The organism is Streptomyces sp. RerS4, assembly GCF_023515955.1.
Lineage (GTDB): Bacteria > Actinomycetota > Actinomycetes > Streptomycetales > Streptomycetaceae > Streptomyces.
This window is the reverse complement of sequence record NZ_CP097322.1, coordinates 6,868,297-6,884,055: the sequence shown is the minus strand read 5'-3', so window position 1 is coordinate 6,884,055 and position 15,759 is coordinate 6,868,297. Positions and strand designations below refer to the sequence as shown.

Genomic DNA, 15,759 nt, shown 5'->3' with positions numbered 1-15,759 from the left:
GAGGCGGGAACGCGGAGGGGGAGCCGATGGACCGCTCAGTACTGCCGTACCTCTACCACTACAGGGCGTTGCTCCCCAGGCAGAGGGACCGCGAGCCGGTCGGCCCGCGCGACGGCCACGTCCGGGTCTTCGAACACCACCCCGAGGTCCATTTCCTCGACGGCGGCAGGCCTGTGGGGCGTGCGGCGCCCTTCTTCCTGGTGTGGACGCCGGGGCCGCGTGACGGGGCCGGGAACCTCGTCCCGTGTGCGCCGTCGACCTGCCGCCGCTGGGTCGAGGCCGGCCTGGCCTACGCCGCCACCGTGGACGACGTCAGCGGCGAGGTGACCGCCGCCCACCGCCTCGCCACCTCCGTTCCGTGGTGGCAGCCCCTTGCCGCGCGCCGCGCCCTGCGCGACTGGTTGGCGACCCGAGAGCGGTACGAGCGGGTCATGCGCGAGGCCACGGAGGCGTACGAGCCGATCGGCCGCGAGATCCGGCAGGCGGTGCAGGCCGAGAAGGACAAGGCCGCCGAGCGGGCCCGCGAGGTCGCCCGCCGGGAGGCCGAGGCCCGCCGTCGCAGGGAGCGGCTCGCCGAACGGTCGATCTGGGGCTGGTCGGTGCCGACGGGAAGCCCTCGGACGGCGTACGTCTTCCGGCACGACGTCCCCCGCGCCGACGGGCCCGTCTCGGCCCCGGGGGAGGAGACCCCCGCTGTCGCCCTGGCGGAGCTGCGCCGGCAGCTGAAGGAGCTGGAGCCGGACGACCTCCGGTGGGACGGCGCGGCACTCGCCGAGACGGAACGCGAGCTGGAGGGCGTGAGCTTCGGGCGCTGGTGGCGAGAGCTGTTCTACGAGGACCACCTCACCTTCACCTCACCCCCTCCCCCGCCGAGCCGCGGCTCCCACCGGTTCGGCGGCACCGGCTACGGCGGAAGCGGCGGCTTCAGCGGCGGACACAGCTGCGGCTACGGCGGCGGCTACTGACGCCCCGCCGACCGGGGCGGGGCAGGCCTGCCGCGCCGGGCGGCCGTGGACGCTTGAGCGGGCCACCGACCGGCTGATGACGGACGGGTGACCTCCGGGTACCCACGGAGTCGGGCGCGGCCACGCCCCTCGACGCTCGACGCTCGACGCTCGACGGAGCGATCGGCGGGCGCCGCCGGGTGGTACGAGGCGGGTCAGGCGGCGACCGCGTGACGTACGTGGAGGTGTCCGTCGAGGGGGTAGGAGGGAGGGGTTGACGGGAGCGTCCTGTCGAAGGCGTAGCCGCACTTTTGCGCGACGCGGCAGGACGCCACGTTGTCCTCTTGGTGGAGGAGTTCCAGGCGTTCCAGGCCGTCGGCGCGGAAGGTGTCGAGGGCCCAGACGGTGAGGGCCTCCAGGGCTCTCGGGGCCACGCCTCGCCCGCGAGCCCACGCCGCCGTCCGGTAGCCGACCTCGGCGGACGGCTTGCCGGGCGCGACTTCCTTGAGCACCACGTGGCCCACCAACCGCCCCGCCGCCACGGCGCTCGCCGCTTCGAAGACGGCGAAGGCGAGCCGGACGCCCGCCGCCCGATCCCGCTGCGCGGCGCGCACCCACCGCAGCCCGTCCTCCTCGCACGCGATGCGCGTGCTCGTCCCGTGCCGCAGGTCGGGGTCCCGGTAGACCTCGACCAGCGCGGTGACGTCCGCCGCGCGCCAGGGGCGCAGGAGAAGGGCGGGAGCGGTCGGCGTCGCGGAGGCCCGGAGCGTGACGGAGGCGATCATCGGTTGATCGTATGCGGCGCGCCCGGCCCCTTGGCGCCCCGTCAGTCGGATGCGGCGGCCGAGAGGAGGACGTCCACGAGTCGGTCGGCGGCGTCCGGCATGCCGTACGCGCGGGCTCGGTCCGCCATGGCGATGCGGCCGGCGGGGTCGGTGAGGAGGGGGCCGACGGCCTCCGCGAGGGTGTGGCCGGTGACGTCGCCGAGCAGGGCCACGGCGGCGCCCGCGTCGGCGAGGTGTCGGGCGTTGTGTGCCTGCTCGTTGCCGGCCGAGGTGGCCAGGGGGACGAACACGGCGGGCTTGCCGAGTGCGGTCAGCTCGGCGAGGGTTCCCGCCCCGGACCGGGAGATCACCACGTCCGCGAGGGCCAGCACGTCCGGCAGTTCGGCGCCGACGAAGCCGGTCAGGTGGTAGCGGCCCGCGAGCACCGGGTCGAGACCCGCGGCGGCGGCCCGGAGTTCGTCGACGTTGGCCGGACCGCACTGGTGGATCACGTTCGCGTGGCTCAGCAGCCACGGCAGCACCTCGCGCACCACCCCGTTGATCTGCTGCGCGCCCTGGGCCCCGCCGGTGACGTAGATCGTCGGCAGGCGACGGTCGAAGCCCGTCAGGTTCAGGGCGTGCACCGCCTTGTCGGGGTGTCCGGTCAGGACCTCCGGCCGGACCGGGTTGCCGGTGACGACCGCGCGGTCGCGTACGTCGGCGGGCAGCAGCGGGAGCGAGGACTCCGAGGAGACCGCGATGCGGGTCGCCGAGCTCGCCAGCTTCCGGTTGGCCAGGCCCAGCCGGACCGTCTGCTCGTGCAGGACGAGCGGGCGCCGGCACAGCCGGGCGGCCAGTCCGGCGGGCACGGCCACGTAGCCGCCCGTCGCCAGGACCACGTCCGGATGGAACTCGGACACGATCGCACGGGCCTGGGCCACGCCCAGCGGCACCCGCGCCATGTCCTTGACGTTCGCCGCCGACAGCATCTTCAGCGGGTTCGCCGATCGGCGGATCTTCCCGGTGGCGACCGTCTTGAACGCGATGCCCTCCGCCGGGGCGACCCGCGCCTCCAGACCGTCCTGGGTCCCGATCCACAGCACGTCGAGGGTGCCGCCCTCGGCCGCGAGGCGCCCGCGCAGCGTGCGGATCGCCGTCAGGGCGGGGTAGGTGTGACCGCCGGTCCCACCACCGGTCACGAGCAGTCGGAAGGGACGAGAGAGGGAGGATGCGTTCATTGGGCCAACTCTACTGGGGCTCTATCGGGGGTGGACGGCGGAGTGTTCGAAGAGGCGGAGCACCGCCGTCCGCAGGACGCTCATCCCCTCGATCCGGAAGGTCAGACCCCTGCGGAGGTGGAGGTACGAGCGGCTCCGGGCGAGCGCCTCGCGGTCGGGTGCGGCGACGAAGGTACGCCACAGCACCAATTGCTCGCGCAGGGCGGTGAGGCTCCGGTCGAAGAGGGCCGCCGCGTCGGCCGCGCCCAGGGTGTTGGCGAGCAGCCCGGACGTGACGTGCTCCAACGCCTGGCGGGCGTCGCCGATCGCCCGGCCCAGGGTCTTCACGTCCGCCGGGGCGTCCGCGAGCCGGGCCAGGGTCGCCGCGTGCCCGCGGGCTCGGGGCGCGAAGGCCTCCAGGAACCGCCGCTCGTTGTCGATGTCGCGCAGGATGTTCCGTACCGCCTCGCCCCGGCTCGGCTCGGGCGCGTAGCCGGGCGGGTGGACCGGTACCGCCAGGTCGGCGGGGAACGGCACGGCGAGCGCCGGCCCCTCCGGCTGCCCGCCGGCGGCGCGTGCGGCGCGGGCCGCGAGGTTGCGCAGGCCGACGTCGGTCGCGAGAGCGCCCTCGACGCCGCGCAGCAGGTCGCGGTGGTGGCCGTTCAGCAGGTGGTCGAGCGTGGTCTCGGCGTCGGGTCCCGTCTCGGGCGGGGTGTGCTCACCCATGGCCGTCCTCCCTCTCGATGCCGAGGATCGACAGCAGACGCTCGCGGGCGCGTTGGTAGCCCTTGCGGACGGCCGCGGGGGACTTTCCGAGGTGGACGGCGATCTCCTCGTGGTTGAAGCCGTCGAGCGACCAGGCCATCGTCTCGCGTTCGGCGGGAGGCAGCAGGGCGAGGGCGTCCATGATCCGGCGTTGTTCCTCGGTCACGAGGACGGTGGCGAGCGGGCAGGTCCCGCCGGGCCGGTCGGGGACCGGATCCCAGGGCGTGGTCCGGCTCGCGGTCTGGCGCAGGTAGAAGCGGTACGCCGTCCGGCGGAGGTAGGCCTTGGGGAACTCCAGCGTGGCCCATTTGTCCGGCAGGACGGCGCAGAACGCCTCGTGCGCGGCGTCCGCGGCCTCGTACGCCGTGGCGCCCACGTGCATCAGGAACACCGTCACCCGGGGCATCTCGTGGCGGTAGAAGGCCTCGAAGTCGGGGCACTGGGTGGGCGACGGGATGTGCCACTCCGGTCGCGCTCCCACGCGCCCGGCCGTGGTGGGAAGTTCGGTCATGTCGTCCGCCCTCCCCCGTCGGGTTCGCGCGGGGCGTCGCCGCCGACGAGCACCTCGACCTGGCGGTCCCGCGTCCTCTCCGTCAAGCGGCTCCCCGGTGGCAGGGACCGGATCCGGTCCGACAGGCCGCGCTGGTTCACCGCCGCGCGGCGTATGTCCGCGCGGGCGGTGATCCAGAGGTGGACGAGGCGCGACGCACAGGCGATGACGGCCACGATCGCGGCCGTCATCGGTGTTGCCGGGTCCATGGCCGCTCCCTTCGGTCGGCGGGGCGTTCTGCCCGCGTCTGCCGTTCAGAGCGCGCCGGCGGGCGAAGTGTGACATCGCCCCGGTCCGGCCTTGGTCCGTCAGCCCAGGGGTTGGCGGGTTTCGGTGCGGACCTTGAGGGTGGTTTCGGCAATTTTGACGAGGTTGACGGAGGCGGGGGGCTGGAGGGTGGTCTCGGGGGTGACGACCGCCACCGAAGCCGCCGTGTTGCCGTCGGCCCAGGCGCACATGGGCAGGGTGGCGGTGATGCCGTTCTGCTTCGAGGTCAGCACCTGGCAGGTCAGGGTGATGTCGGAGCCGGGCGGGGTGACGTCCCGGGCGGGGACGGCGAGGGTGGCGCCGTCGGCGTCCGTGGCGCCCGCCGCCATCTTCCTGCGGGCCGACGCGGGGTCCTTGAACTGGCCGTACATCCCCGAGATGACGAGGGCGCTCGCCTCCGTGGGCGGACCGGAAGTGTACTGGCCCACGGCCGGCTTCGGGTTGCGGACCTTCGGGTCGTAGGTGCCCTTCAGGGCGGCCGCGCCCTGGGTCTGCGAGAGGTCCTCGACTAGCTGGAACTTCCCGTCCAGCAGCGTCTGCGGCACCGTCAGGCGGTGCGTGGCCGCGGGGAAGCCCGCGCCGCTCACCGTCGAGCCGGCGGCGGCCAGTCGGATCACCAGGAAGCCGACGACGCCGAGTACGACGACCAGCCCCACGACGATCCCGACCACCAGGCCGGTACGGTTCCCGCGCGGCGGCGGCCCCATGGGCGGCTGCCCCATCGGCGGCTGCCCCATGGGTGGCTGCCCCCACTGGCCGTGGCCCGGGTACGGCTGCTGCTGCGGGTACGGCCGGCCGGGGTGGGGCGGTGCGGCGGCGTAGGGCGGCTGGGGGCCGGCGTACGGCTGCGCCCCGTACGGCTGGGGGTATTGCGGCGGCTGGGGCGATCCGTACGGGCCGGCGGGTCCCGGGGGCGGCGGTGGCGTGCTCATGACCACAGCCTATGCAGCGCCACCGGGGAACCTTCCGGTGGGGAGGACACGGTTCCGGAATGGGGCCGGGCTCAGACCCCGACGTGCTTGCGGTACGCCGCTCCCAGGTCGGGTACGTCCACCGACGCGTGGACGGTGAGTCCGGCGGAGGCCGTGTGGGCGCGCAGCAGTTCCAGCACCGCTTCGCTCAGGCGAGCCTTGACCTCCGGGGTGCGGCCGGGCAGCAGGGCCACGTCCACGTGGACCACGGCGTGTTCGGGCGCGCCGTCCGCCACGTACGTCTCCTCCCGCGCGATGCGGCGAAAGCGCGTTTTGCAGGTGTCGAGCGGGGTGTCGACGGCTTCGGCGGTGAGCCGGTGCAGAGCGGCGGCGAAGGCCCGACGGTCGAACGCCTCCGCCAGGGAGGTCGAGTAGTCGACGGTGATCTGCGGCATGGCGGGGCTCCGAGGCTATGCGGGAACGTTTCTCCACAGCCATCCCCCCCCCACCCACGGCAGGGTGCGATCATCGAAGCGAGCGGTGACGGATGAGGAGGTGGCCCCGATGAGTGTCCCGTCGTGGGGTTCCGGAGCGGACCCCTGCGCCTGCGCGGTGGCCGCCGCCGTCGACGCGGGCCGGGTGCCGGCGCACGGACCGGCCGAGGAGGCCTTGGCCCGGATCGCCGTACGCGACCCCGACGTGCGGGCGTTCACCGCCGTGTGGCCCCGGGTGGCGGCCGAGCGGGCGGCCGACGTCGCCCGGCGGATCCGGGCCGGGGAGCGGCTGCCGCTGGCCGGGGTGCCGCTCGCGGTCAAGGACACCGAGGGGCTGACGTCGCGGCAGACGGCCCTGCTGCTGGAGGCCGGCTGCGTGCCGGTCGGCGCGACCGCCACCCCCGGCCGGGGCACCCGCTGGCAGACCTGGGGGTCCACGGAACGCGGACCGACCCTCAACCCGTACGATCCGCTGCGCAGTCCGGGCGGTTCCTCCGCCGGCTCGGCCGCCGCCGTGGCGGCCGGGATGGTGACGCTGGCCACCGGCAGCGACGGCGCCGGGTCGGTACGCATCCCCGCCGCCTGGTGCGGGGTCATCGGCCTCAAGCCGACCAACGGCCGGGTGCCGTCGCGGGACGGGGCCGGTCTGAACGTCGCCGGGCCCCTCGCCCGGCACGCCTGCGACGCGGCCCGCTACCTGGACGTGCTGACCGGGACACCGCCGGGGCCCGCGCCCCGGCCGCCCGTACGGCCGCTCAGAGCCGTCTGGTCGGCGACGCTGGGGCTCACCACGACGGACGACGCCGTCGCGACGACGGCCCACGCCTTCCTGGAGGCCCTCGCCGCCTCCGGAGCCGTGGCCCTGCGGGAGTTCCCCGTACGGCTCACCGATCCCACGCGGGCGTGGCAGGACCTGCGCCGGGCGGGGAAAGGGGGCGCGGGCCCCGAGGCGTCACGGTGCCGGGCCGCGCTTCGGGCGGAGCTGGACGCGGTGTTCACCCGGGCCGAGCTGCTGGCCACGCCGACCACACCCAACCCGCCGCACGGGCACGAGGGGCCCGGGGAGGTCATGAGCGTGGCCCTCACCTGGGCGTTCAACATCAGCGGGCACCCCGCGATCAGCCTCCCCGCCGGGTTCACGCCGGCCGGGGAACCGGTCGGGCTGCACCTGGTCGCCCCTCCGGGGCGGGAGCGGGACCTGCTGGCCGTGGCCACGGCCGCCGCCGGCCCGGTCGGGACGCAGCGTACGTTTCCCGCCAGGACAGCGTCAGGTTGACCGGGGACGTGCGGTGTCGCGGCCGACCGCGTGGCAAAGTCGGTCGGGTATGCCGTCGGGCGGGCGGACAGGGACGTATCGGGGCGGCCGGGGCCCGCCCCGAGCGGGACCCCGTACCGCGCGACGGGCGACGGGCGACGGGCGACGTTGAGTCGAAGCGGGAACAAGGCACGGCGGCACCAGGCACAGCAGCACCAGGCACGAAGGCATGGGGGACAGCGATGATCGGTGTGTTCAGGCAGAGGGAGATGCGACAGTCCGTCGGCGCCCTGGTGGAGGCGGTCGGGCACCTGAACCCGCCCGCGTCCGGCGAGACCGTGTGTCGCGCGCTCTGCGAGGCCATGGGACGGCGTCGCGGGCGGCACATCGAGTTCCGTACGACGTCCTTCCCCCCGGGTACCGCCAGCGGGCTCGCCCTCGACCTCGGCGAGCGGGACCTGGTCATCGTGGAGAAGAAGACCGCCCCCGACCATCAGGTCATCATCACCGGCCACGAGCTGCGCCACCTGGAGCTGGGGCACTGTCACCAGCACCTCGACGAGGGCTCCGTGGCCGCCCGGCTGCTCGACCACGACGCCGACCTGCGGGGCGTCGTCGCCTCGGTGTTGTCCGTGGCCGGTCGCCAGACCCCCGCGCTGATGGAGCGCGACGGATCGCGGGCGCGCCGCCAACAGCGGGAGGAGCAGGCGGCGGAGCAGTACGGGCTGGAGCTGGCGCACGCCGTGCAGCACCTGCTCGCCGACCCCGGCCCCGAGCGCTTCGACCGGGATACGACGTCCGGCCGGATCGGCGCCGCCCTCGGCCATCCGGGCGCCCGGGGCTGAGGCCGGCCGGTGGTGTCGGATCCCGGTTTCCTGATCCCGGCGTTGCTGGGCGCGGTGGCGAGCCTGATGCGGCTGCCCAGCCTGCTGCGCAGTCCCCGCGATCCGCTGCTGCGGGCGGTGACGGCCTTCCTCGTCTCCACCACCGGGGTGTTCTTCTTCGGCACCATCCCGATGATCGCGAAGGTCAACGAGGTCACCGGCGTCCCGAACCTCGCGGCCCCCTTCGTCTACACGTGGGTGATGGCCTGCTCCGGCTCCGGCATCGTCCTGATCATCAACTGGCGCGGCGGCTCGCCCGAGCGCATCCGGCGGGCCAGCCACGCCTGCCTCGCCGTCTACGCGGCCCTGAGCGTGGCCCTGTTCACGCTGTTCGCGCTCGGGGACGCGCCGGTCGAGCGGCTGCGTGACCTGGACACCTACTACGCGACCACCCCTTACATCCGTGAGATGATCGTTCTCTACCTGCTGGCCCACACGGCGGCGGCCCTGGTCATGTCGTCTCTTTGTTGGCGCTGGCTGCCGCACGTCACGGGAGAGCTCCGTACGGGACTGGCCCTCATGATGACCGGATTCGCACTCACCCTGTGCTATGACATGTGCAAGTTCGCGGCCGTCGGCGCCCGGTGGGCCGGCCTCGACTGGGACGCGCTCAGTACCGACGTCGCCCGTGCGCTGAGCGCGGCGGCGGCTCCGCTGGTCGCCTGCGGCTTCGCCATCCCGCTGACCGTGCAGCGCCTGCGCGGGCCGTGGCGGAACTGGACCCGCTACCGGCGGCTCGGCCCGCTGTCCCGGCTGGTGGGGAGCCTCGCGCCGCGCGGCACGACGGTCCGGATGGCGTTGCTGTGTCCGCTGGGCGTACGCCGGCTCCAGCGAGAGTCCGCGATCCGCGACGGTCTGTTGACCCTGAACCCCTACTTCGACCTCGCCCTGCGCGCCCGCGTGTTCGAAGAGGCCAGGGCGTGCGGCACGGACCCGGCCGAGGCCGCGGCCGACGCCGACGCCGCGATGTTCCTGGCCGCGGTGGCCGCGTTGCGCGCGGACCCCGAGCGTCGGGTGATCACGTCCTCGCGCGGGCTCCAGGAGGGGACGGGCGAGTACGGAGACCTCGTCCGGATCTCGCAGTCACTGTCACACACCCCCGCCGGCAACGGAGCCGGGCCGCGTGGTGTCCGAGCCTCAGGGGGCACCTCATGAACAACTGGTACTACTACGTCCTCGTCGCGCTGCTGTTCGCCGGCTTCGCGCTGCGCGGGCCGGGAGTCCTGCGGGCCTGGCGCGACCCGCTGGTGCGGTCGGTGTCCGTCCTGTTGCCGCTGGCCGCCGCCGTGTTCTTCTTCGCGGCGCCGCCGACGGTCGCGCGGGTGAACGAGCTGACGGGCGTGCCGAACTTCTCGGCCCCGCTGGTGTACGGCATCGTCACCGCCCTCAGCGCCGCCCTGGTCAACCTGGCGATCACCTGGCGCGGAGGCCCGGAGGAGCGCCGCCGCACCGCCACCCGCTGGTGCGTCGGCGCCTACGGGGCCCTGATCGCGGCGATGTTCACGCTGTTCGCGCTCGGGGACACGCCCGACGAACGACTACGGGACTTCGACACCTACTACGCCACCACCCCGTACATCGGCCCGATGATCGTGCTCTACATACTGGCCCACGCGTTGGCGAGCGGGATCCTGGCCTCGCTGTGCCGGCGCTGGGCCCGCGAGGTGACGGGGCTGTTGCGGGTCGGCCTGCTCGTCATCGTGTACGGGTCGGTCGTCGCGCTCGTTTATGACACGTGCAAGCTGTTGGCCGTCGGCGCGCGGTGGACGGGTCACGACTGGGACGCGATGAGTACGACGGTGGCGCCGGTGGTCGCCTCGGTGGCCTCCCTGTTCCAGTGCGTGGGGCTGGCGCTGCCGTCCGTCGGGCACGCCCTGGCCCGGCAGTGGCGGAGCTGGTCGCAGTACAAGCGGCTCGGCCCGCTGTGGCGGATCACGCGCGCGGTGACCCCGTACGAGCAGGTACGCCTGCCCTGGTGGTCCTCGCTCGGCAAGCGGCACCTGCGCCGGACCTGCGACATCCGCGACGGGCTGCGGCTGCTGACCCCGTATCTGGAGCCCGGTGGGCGGCACGCCGACTCCCCCGCGCACACCGACTCCCCGGCGCACACCGACTTCCCCGCGCCCGCCGCCGGAAGGCTCGCGCCGGGCTCGGCGCGGTACGTCGCCCTGGTGACGGCGGCGTACCGCACGCTGCGCCCGTCGCCGGTCGATCACGAGACGGACGGGTTCGAGACCATGCTCGAAGGCGACGACGACAGGCTCGTGCGGCTGTCCGACGCGCTGCGCGTCCTGACCGTGCTCGACGCGCGGCCCGCCGACACGGCCGTCGCCACCGATGCCGTCGGCACACCCCGCCCCCCGGCGGCCCACCAGAGAGCAGCCACATGAACGCCCCCCGGAACACCTGCCCCGCGGCCGTGCGGCGCAGGGCCGTCGTCATCGGCGGGAGCCTGGCCGGAACCCTGGCCGCCGCCGCGCTGCGCGACGTGGTGGACGAGGTCCTCGTGGTCGACGGCGACGAGCTGCCCGAGGGCGCGGCGGCCCGCAGGGGGCTACCCCAGGGCGATCACGCGCACATGTTCTGGAGCGGCGGGGTGCGGGCGGCCGAGGAGCTGCTGCCCGGGATCACCGCCCGGTGGCTGGCGGCGGGCGCGCACCGCGTCCCGATCCCCACGGGCATGGTCGGGTTCAGCGCGCAGGGCTGGTTCCGGCGTTGGGGCCGGGCCGAGACCCACTTCGTGATCGCGTGCACCCGCGCGCTCCTGGACTCGGTGGTGCGCGAGGCGCTCACGGCCCGGCCGGGTGTACGGATCCTCGGGCGGACGCGGGTGGAGGGCCTCACCGGCGGCGCGTCCCGGGTGACGGGGGTGCGGGTGCGGGGGGCCGACGGTCGCCAGGAGGTCCTGGAGGCCGACTTCGTCGTCGACGCGAGCGGCCGGGGTTCCCGGGCACCGGCGTACCTGCGGGAGCTGGGGGTCACCGCCGCGCCCGAACGGAGCCTGGACCTCGGCCTGGTGTACGCGACGCGGGTCTTCCGCGCGCCCGAGGGGGCCGAGGGCTTCCCGATCGTCACCGTGCACCCGCTGCCGCGGACCGGTCGCCCAGGGCGGGGCGCGAGCATCCTGCCGGTCGAGGGAGGGCGGTGGATCGTCACGACGGTGGGCAGTCGAGGGGGCGAACCGACGGGGAACGCGGCGGACTTCGAGCCCTTCGCGCGCGGGCTGCGCCACCCGATCGTCGGCGAGATCATCTCCCACCTCGAACCGCTCACGGAGGTGGCGATCAGCCGCAGCACCCGCAACACGCGGCGCTCCTTCGAGCAGGTGCGCCGCTGGCCCGAACGATTCGTCGTCCTCGGGGACGCGCTCGCCGCGTTCAACCCGCTGTACGGGCACGGCATGTCGGCCGCCGCGCAGTCGGCGCTCATCCTGCGCGACCTGGCACGGTCCGACGGGGTGGAGGCGCCGCGGCTGGCCCGGCGGGTCCAACGGGCCGTGGCCCGGCCGGTCTCCGCCGCCTGGGATCTGGCGGTGGGGCAGGACGTGTTCTTCCCGGGGGTGCGGGGCGGCGGGCCGAGCCGCCGCGACCGGGCCCTGGCCGGGTACGTGGACCGGCTGGTGCGTACGAGCTGCGGCAACTTCACGATGGTGCGGGACCTGACGGCCGTGACCTCCCTCCAGGCTCCGCTGACCACCCTGGTCAGGCCCCGCGTCCTGCTGAGCGCCGCGCGCGGCCCCCTCCTGCCGCCACTGGAGGGCCCGCCCCTGTCGGACCGAGAACGGGCCCTCGTACGGCTCGGTGGACGGACGCGGGCAGGAGGCGGCACGCGGCTCGGGCGGGGTTAGGTCCGGCCATGCAACCCTCCTCGAACCGGCCGACGGCCGAGGCGATAGTCGCCTCCGTGCCCGGTCTCGCGCCCTACGCCCGGCCCGCCGTCGTGCTCCGTCCGACGCCGGGTGCGGACGGGGCGCCGGGTCGCCACGAGAGTTCCGTCGGCGGGCCGTTGCTGTGGCCCGCCGGTGCGCCGTGGCCGCACTGCTCCGTGCCGGACGAAAGGGAGCCCACCGGGTTGCCGCCCGTCGCGATGGTGCCCATGACGGGCTGCAAGTTCGGCGGCCGGCCCACCTGGCACCTGAACCATCCGCAGAAGTTCGTTCACGGTGGCGAGCGATTCCACCACGGGCATCACGGTGGGCCGGTTCGGCGACTTCCGCGTCTTCGCCTGCCCGACGGACGCGGGGCACGGTTACGAGTTCGACGTGCACTGAGCCTCCGCCAACTTGAAGACGCAGGTCAAAGGGCTGGTTTGATCGTCTGTCAAAGTAAAAACGAAAGGTTGGCTATGTGGGAAGGCTGCACCCCGGTTCTGGGGGCAGAGTCCGAGCCGTTCCTCCGGGAGATCACCGGCTGGGAGATCCCCGGCATCGGCGAGATGGACGTCGAATCCGAGGGGTACCGCACGTCGGTGATGCCGTTGGACGGGTCCCTGCACATCGAGCTGGCTTTCTCCGATGCGTACGTGGAGTCCGAAGCGATGCCGTACCGGCGAATCGGGCCTGTGCTCCTGATCCTTAAGGACGTGCGGTCCCTCGGCATGGAGACCCTCGGGGCCCCGATGGGCCCGCTGTGGAAGCGGGTGCTGCAGGGGGATTCCCAGGACGAGCTGCTGCGCATGGTCTGGGACGAAAACGAGGACGTCCTGCATGTGAGGGACGGTGGCACGGTCCTGAGCTGCCGGGGTGGCATGTGGCACTGGCAGGTCGGCTTCCGACCACCTGCCTGAGCCAGACACCGACTCCGCACCGACCCCGCCCGTGCCGCCCACCTCCTGTACGCCCTGCTCGTGCTGACGAACCTCGAAGTCAACCGCTGACCGATGATCTTCTGACGGACGGCTCGTAGGCGAGATGCGGTTCTGGCGGCGCGCGGGCTCACTCAGTCAGGTCGGAGCCGGGTGAGGGGATGACAAGGCCCGGACGTGGTCGGGTGAGAGGTGCAGCTCGTATGGCAGGCAGCAGTCAGAGCAGAGGGTCGCGACCAGTGTTCCGCAGGCGCAGACCTGGTTCAGTCCCCCGTCGGGAGTCGCCCCGCAGCATGCGGCGGAGGCGTGCCGCGTCATCAAACCGCGGCAGTCATCCGGGTTCATGACGACATTGCCTCGCGGCCCCTGCGAGACCAGTGGTTGCCCGTCGATGTTGTAGCGAATTCCGTGCCGTGGCATCACCGGGCCGGGTGCCTCGGCAACGACGAGAGGCGGGCCGTACGGTTCCGTCTCGATCGCGTAGCAGCCGGACGGCACAGTGGCCGGCGAAGGCCCCATTTCCTCCGCCTCCCACCAGGCGTAGTCGGGAGCCTCGGGCACCGCCGGCAGACGCTTCAGCGGCCTCGTCAGCGCAGCGCCGCAGGCAGCGCACGCAAACACGGTCATCTCCGGCGCGGTCCGCTCGACCATGGTGGAGTCAGGCACAGCGGCCTGCTCGCTGCCCAGCCGGCCACTGGCCCCATCCTGATGACGCTGATCTTCCATGAAGGAACCGTACCGAAACGCGCTGATCGCCCCGTGGCCGCCTCCGCCGAAACCAGACGGACGATCTACCGCGCGGACTCACGCCCGTGACCAGCCCGAATACCCCGAGGACCGGTCACACCAGCCCTTTGACTGACCCGGCTGCTCGCGGAGGGGCGGAGGGCGGAGTCAGTGGATGACGCGGAAGCTGCGCCAGGGCCGGCTGTCGGGGGCCGTCACGTTCGAGAGGGTCGTGGCCACGTAGGTGCCGTCGGGGCGGTCTTCCTCCTCCTTCGCGCAGTCGGGCGAGTGGTACAGGACGATGTCGACGAGGGTGTTGTTCTCCACGTGGGCCGCGCCCTTCGGGAGGCCGATGGGGTGGCAGCCCTTCACCGAGCTGTTGGCGTATGTCACCTCGACCGGCGAGTCGTGCGCGCGGAAGGTCAGCATGCCGACGGTGCTCCGGCCGAAATCCGAGCAGGCGGTGACGGTGAGCAGCAGTGCGGCGGCCCCGGTGATGACGCCGATGCGCCGGCGGTGGGTCGTCATGGCAGGGTCCTCGTCTGTGTGGTGACGGCTGTCCTGGGCACAGCCTGCATCCGGGGTGTGCGCCCGGCATCCGGGGCGCGGCCGGTCGGATGAACCGGCGCGGGGCGAGGGCCTCGCCGCGGTGGATGCGGGGCGTCGGCCGTGTCGGACCGGGCGACGGCGAGGGAGCCGGTGCCGGGTGGGCGCGGGGAGGGCGCGTGGCCGGCTATCCGCTCGGCGGGGCGGCGGGCGTCGAGGCGCGGTGCCGGCCGGTCCGAGGGTCCGGTGACTTCGTTGACGTGGTGTCAGGCCCGCCCCGGTGCGGGGTGCGCGCTCCGATGGGAGAGGATGGCTCCGTTCCGGATGCGTACAGGCGCTCGAACGAGTACACCTCGCAACACGACCTGACAGGTGACAAGGTGACGACACCACACATACGGCGCCCGGCGGCGGCACCCCTCGCCGCGGCCCCGGCCCCGATCCCGGCGCCGATCTCGGCCCCGCGCCGCCGATCGGAGGCTGTCCGTTGACCCGCGACCCCCTCCTCCACGACTGGATCGTGGCCGCCATCGCCCTGGCCGCGGGCGGTGTGGCCGCCCTGTTGCTGCGGGTCCTGCTCAAGTGGCTCGGCAAGCACGCGAGTCGGACGCGCTGGAGCGGGGACGACGTCATCGTCGACGCGCTGCGCACCCTCGCGCCCTGGGCGGCCGTCGTCACCGGCGCGGCGGTGGCCGGTTCGGTGCTGCCGCTCACCGCGCGGCTCTCGGGGCTGTTGAACCAGACGCTGACCGCGCTGCTGATCGTCATCGCGACGCTGACGGCGGCCCGCGTCATCGCCGGACTCGTCCAGTCGGTGGCGGCTTCCCGGACCGGCGTGGCCGGTTCGGCCAGCATCTTCGTGAACATCACCCGCGTCGTGGTCCTCACGATGGGCGTCCTGGTGGCGCTGGAGACCCTCGGGGTGTCCATCGCGCCGCTGGTCACCGCCCTCGGGGTGGGCGGTCTCGCGGTGGCGCTGGCGCTCCAGGACACCCTCGCGAACCTGTTCGCGGGCGTCCACATCCTCGCCTCGAAGACCGTGCAGCCGGGCGACTACATCCGGCTGAGCAGCGGCGAGGACGGCTACGTCGTCGACATCAACTGGCGCAACACCGTGGTGCGCGACCTGTCGAACAACCTGGTCATCATCCCCAACGGCCGGTTGGCGAAGACGAACATGACCAACTACACGCAGCCGGAGCAGCAGCTGTCCATCCTGGTCCAGGTCGGGGTCGGCTACGACAGCGACCTGGAGCACGTCGAGCGGGTGACGCTGGACGTGGTCGACGGGGTGATGGTCGACATCGCGGGCGCGGTCCCCGACCACGAGGCGGCCGTCCGGTTCCACACGTTCGCGGACTCCCGGATCAACTTCACGGTGATCCTGGGCGTCGGCGAGTTCAGCGACCAGTACCGCATCAAGCACGAGTTCATCAAGCGGCTGCACCGGCGCTTCCGGGCCGAGGGCATCTCGATCCCCGCCCCGACCCGTACGGTCTCCCTTCGCCAGGACGGCGAGCCGGCGAGCGAGCCGGCGCCCACCGCGCTCCCCCACCAGCGGGACGCCCCGCCGCCGCTCCTGGCGGACAGCGGTCGCTGACCGACCCGCGCGGCGACGGCGGCGGTCGTACGG

The 15,759-nt window shown here is 73.5% G+C and carries 17 protein-coding genes; 8 read left to right on the top strand and 9 right to left on the bottom strand.

Annotated elements, in window-relative coordinates:
• The first annotated feature begins 26 nt into the window (after positions 1-26).
• A complete protein-coding gene (locus M4D82_RS30850) occupies positions 27-965 on the top strand; it encodes a hypothetical protein (RefSeq protein WP_249770600.1) in 939 nt (312 codons plus the stop codon).
• A gap of 194 nt (positions 966-1,159) precedes the next feature.
• Here the strand turns inward: M4D82_RS30850 and M4D82_RS30845 are convergent, their stop codons facing one another.
• The 7 genes from M4D82_RS30845 to M4D82_RS30815 all read right to left on the bottom strand — a co-directional run bounded on the left by M4D82_RS30845 (position 1,160) and on the right by M4D82_RS30815 (position 5,873).
• Positions 1,160-1,729 carry a GNAT family N-acetyltransferase gene (locus tag M4D82_RS30845; protein WP_249770598.1) on the bottom strand — a complete coding sequence of 190 codons (570 nt, stop codon included), beginning with the start codon at positions 1,727-1,729 and terminating at the stop codon, positions 1,160-1,162.
• Positions 1,730-1,770: 41 nt separating this feature from the next.
• Positions 1,771-2,946 (bottom strand): UDP-N-acetylglucosamine--N-acetylmuramyl-(pentapeptide) pyrophosphoryl-undecaprenol N-acetylglucosamine transferase, encoded by a 1,176-nt coding sequence (locus M4D82_RS30840; protein ID WP_249770596.1) that lies wholly within the window; start codon positions 2,944-2,946, stop codon positions 1,771-1,773.
• Positions 2,947-2,967: 21 nt separating this feature from the next.
• Positions 2,968-3,651 (bottom strand): hypothetical protein, encoded by a 684-nt coding sequence (locus M4D82_RS30835; RefSeq protein ID WP_249770594.1) that lies wholly within the window; start codon positions 3,649-3,651, stop codon positions 2,968-2,970.
• A complete protein-coding gene (locus tag M4D82_RS30830) occupies positions 3,644-4,201 on the bottom strand; it encodes an RNA polymerase sigma factor (protein WP_249770592.1) in 558 nt (185 codons plus the stop codon). Before M4D82_RS30830 ends, M4D82_RS30835 begins: the two co-directional genes overlap by 8 nt.
• Positions 4,198-4,449: a hypothetical protein gene (locus M4D82_RS30825; RefSeq protein WP_249770590.1), complete on the bottom strand. Its 252-nt coding sequence runs from the start codon at positions 4,447-4,449 to the stop codon at positions 4,198-4,200. Before M4D82_RS30825 ends, M4D82_RS30830 begins: the two co-directional genes overlap by 4 nt.
• Positions 4,450-4,548: 99 nt before the next feature.
• Complete coding sequence (locus M4D82_RS30820; protein WP_249770588.1) at positions 4,549-5,439, bottom strand: hypothetical protein; 891 nt, start codon at positions 5,437-5,439, stop codon at positions 4,549-4,551.
• Positions 5,440-5,510: 71 nt separating this feature from the next.
• Entirely contained in the window at positions 5,511-5,873 is a 363-nt protein-coding gene (locus M4D82_RS30815; RefSeq protein ID WP_249770586.1) for a 5-carboxymethyl-2-hydroxymuconate Delta-isomerase, read from the bottom strand.
• A gap of 109 nt (positions 5,874-5,982) precedes the next feature.
• Between M4D82_RS30815 and M4D82_RS30810 the strand changes: the two genes are divergently transcribed.
• The 6 genes from M4D82_RS30810 (at position 5,983) to M4D82_RS30785 (ending at position 12,836) form a co-directional block, all read left to right on the top strand.
• Entirely contained in the window at positions 5,983-7,188 is a 1,206-nt protein-coding gene (locus M4D82_RS30810; protein WP_249770584.1) for an amidase, read from the top strand.
• 248 nt (positions 7,189-7,436) lie between these two features.
• Entirely contained in the window at positions 7,437-8,012 is a 576-nt protein-coding gene (locus M4D82_RS30805; protein ID WP_249770582.1) for a toxin-antitoxin system, toxin component, read from the top strand.
• A 12-nt stretch (positions 8,013-8,024) separates the two neighbouring features.
• On the top strand, positions 8,025-9,206 hold the full coding sequence (locus M4D82_RS30800; RefSeq protein WP_249770580.1) for an MAB_1171c family putative transporter: 1,182 nt from the start codon (positions 8,025-8,027) through the stop codon (positions 9,204-9,206).
• Positions 9,203-10,441 (top strand): MAB_1171c family putative transporter, encoded by a 1,239-nt coding sequence (locus M4D82_RS30795; RefSeq protein WP_249770578.1) that lies wholly within the window; start codon positions 9,203-9,205, stop codon positions 10,439-10,441. Before M4D82_RS30800 ends, M4D82_RS30795 begins: the two co-directional genes overlap by 4 nt.
• Positions 10,438-11,898 carry an NAD(P)/FAD-dependent oxidoreductase gene (locus M4D82_RS30790; RefSeq protein ID WP_249770576.1) on the top strand — a complete coding sequence of 487 codons (1,461 nt, stop codon included), beginning with the start codon at positions 10,438-10,440 and terminating at the stop codon, positions 11,896-11,898. Before M4D82_RS30795 ends, M4D82_RS30790 begins: the two co-directional genes overlap by 4 nt.
• A 497-nt stretch (positions 11,899-12,395) precedes the next feature.
• On the top strand, positions 12,396-12,836 hold the full coding sequence (locus M4D82_RS30785) for a hypothetical protein (RefSeq protein WP_249772318.1): 441 nt from the start codon (positions 12,396-12,398) through the stop codon (positions 12,834-12,836).
• A 156-nt stretch (positions 12,837-12,992) separates the two neighbouring features.
• Here the strand turns inward: M4D82_RS30785 and M4D82_RS30780 are convergent, their stop codons facing one another.
• Both M4D82_RS30780 and M4D82_RS30775 read right to left on the bottom strand, forming a co-directional pair.
• A complete protein-coding gene (locus tag M4D82_RS30780) occupies positions 12,993-13,580 on the bottom strand; it encodes a hypothetical protein (protein ID WP_249770574.1) in 588 nt (195 codons plus the stop codon).
• Between the two features lie 168 nt (positions 13,581-13,748).
• Positions 13,749-14,108 carry a hypothetical protein gene (locus M4D82_RS30775; RefSeq protein ID WP_249770572.1) on the bottom strand — a complete coding sequence of 120 codons (360 nt, stop codon included), beginning with the start codon at positions 14,106-14,108 and terminating at the stop codon, positions 13,749-13,751.
• Between the two features lie 505 nt (positions 14,109-14,613).
• On the opposite strand from M4D82_RS30775, the gene M4D82_RS30770 reads away from it, so the two are divergent.
• On the top strand, positions 14,614-15,726 hold the full coding sequence (locus M4D82_RS30770; RefSeq protein ID WP_249770570.1) for a mechanosensitive ion channel family protein: 1,113 nt from the start codon (positions 14,614-14,616) through the stop codon (positions 15,724-15,726).
• Positions 15,727-15,759: the final 33 nt, after the last annotated feature.

Coding starts and splice junctions, on each gene's coding strand:
- M4D82_RS30820 (WP_249770588.1), bottom strand. CDS start 5,439: ATGAGCACGCCACCGCCGCCCCCGGGACCCGCCGGCCCGTACGGATCG.
- M4D82_RS30810 (WP_249770584.1), top strand. CDS start 5,983: ATGAGTGTCCCGTCGTGGGGTTCCGGAGCGGACCCCTGCGCCTGCGCG.
- M4D82_RS30785 (WP_249772318.1), top strand. CDS start 12,396: ATGTGGGAAGGCTGCACCCCGGTTCTGGGGGCAGAGTCCGAGCCGTTC.
- M4D82_RS30825 (WP_249770590.1), bottom strand. CDS start 4,449: ATGGACCCGGCAACACCGATGACGGCCGCGATCGTGGCCGTCATCGCC.
- M4D82_RS30795 (WP_249770578.1), top strand. CDS start 9,203: ATGAACAACTGGTACTACTACGTCCTCGTCGCGCTGCTGTTCGCCGGC.
- M4D82_RS30805 (WP_249770582.1), top strand. CDS start 7,437: ATGCGACAGTCCGTCGGCGCCCTGGTGGAGGCGGTCGGGCACCTGAAC.
- M4D82_RS30845 (WP_249770598.1), bottom strand. CDS start 1,729: ATGATCGCCTCCGTCACGCTCCGGGCCTCCGCGACGCCGACCGCTCCC.
- M4D82_RS30840 (WP_249770596.1), bottom strand. CDS start 2,946: ATGAACGCATCCTCCCTCTCTCGTCCCTTCCGACTGCTCGTGACCGGT.
- M4D82_RS30830 (WP_249770592.1), bottom strand. CDS start 4,201: ATGACCGAACTTCCCACCACGGCCGGGCGCGTGGGAGCGCGACCGGAG.
- M4D82_RS30775 (WP_249770572.1), bottom strand. CDS start 14,108: ATGACGACCCACCGCCGGCGCATCGGCGTCATCACCGGGGCCGCCGCA.
- M4D82_RS30790 (WP_249770576.1), top strand. CDS start 10,438: ATGAACGCCCCCCGGAACACCTGCCCCGCGGCCGTGCGGCGCAGGGCC.
- M4D82_RS30850 (WP_249770600.1), top strand. CDS start 27: ATGGACCGCTCAGTACTGCCGTACCTCTACCACTACAGGGCGTTGCTC.
- M4D82_RS30815 (WP_249770586.1), bottom strand. CDS start 5,873: ATGCCGCAGATCACCGTCGACTACTCGACCTCCCTGGCGGAGGCGTTC.
- M4D82_RS30780 (WP_249770574.1), bottom strand. CDS start 13,580: ATGGAAGATCAGCGTCATCAGGATGGGGCCAGTGGCCGGCTGGGCAGC.
- M4D82_RS30835 (WP_249770594.1), bottom strand. CDS start 3,651: ATGGGTGAGCACACCCCGCCCGAGACGGGACCCGACGCCGAGACCACG.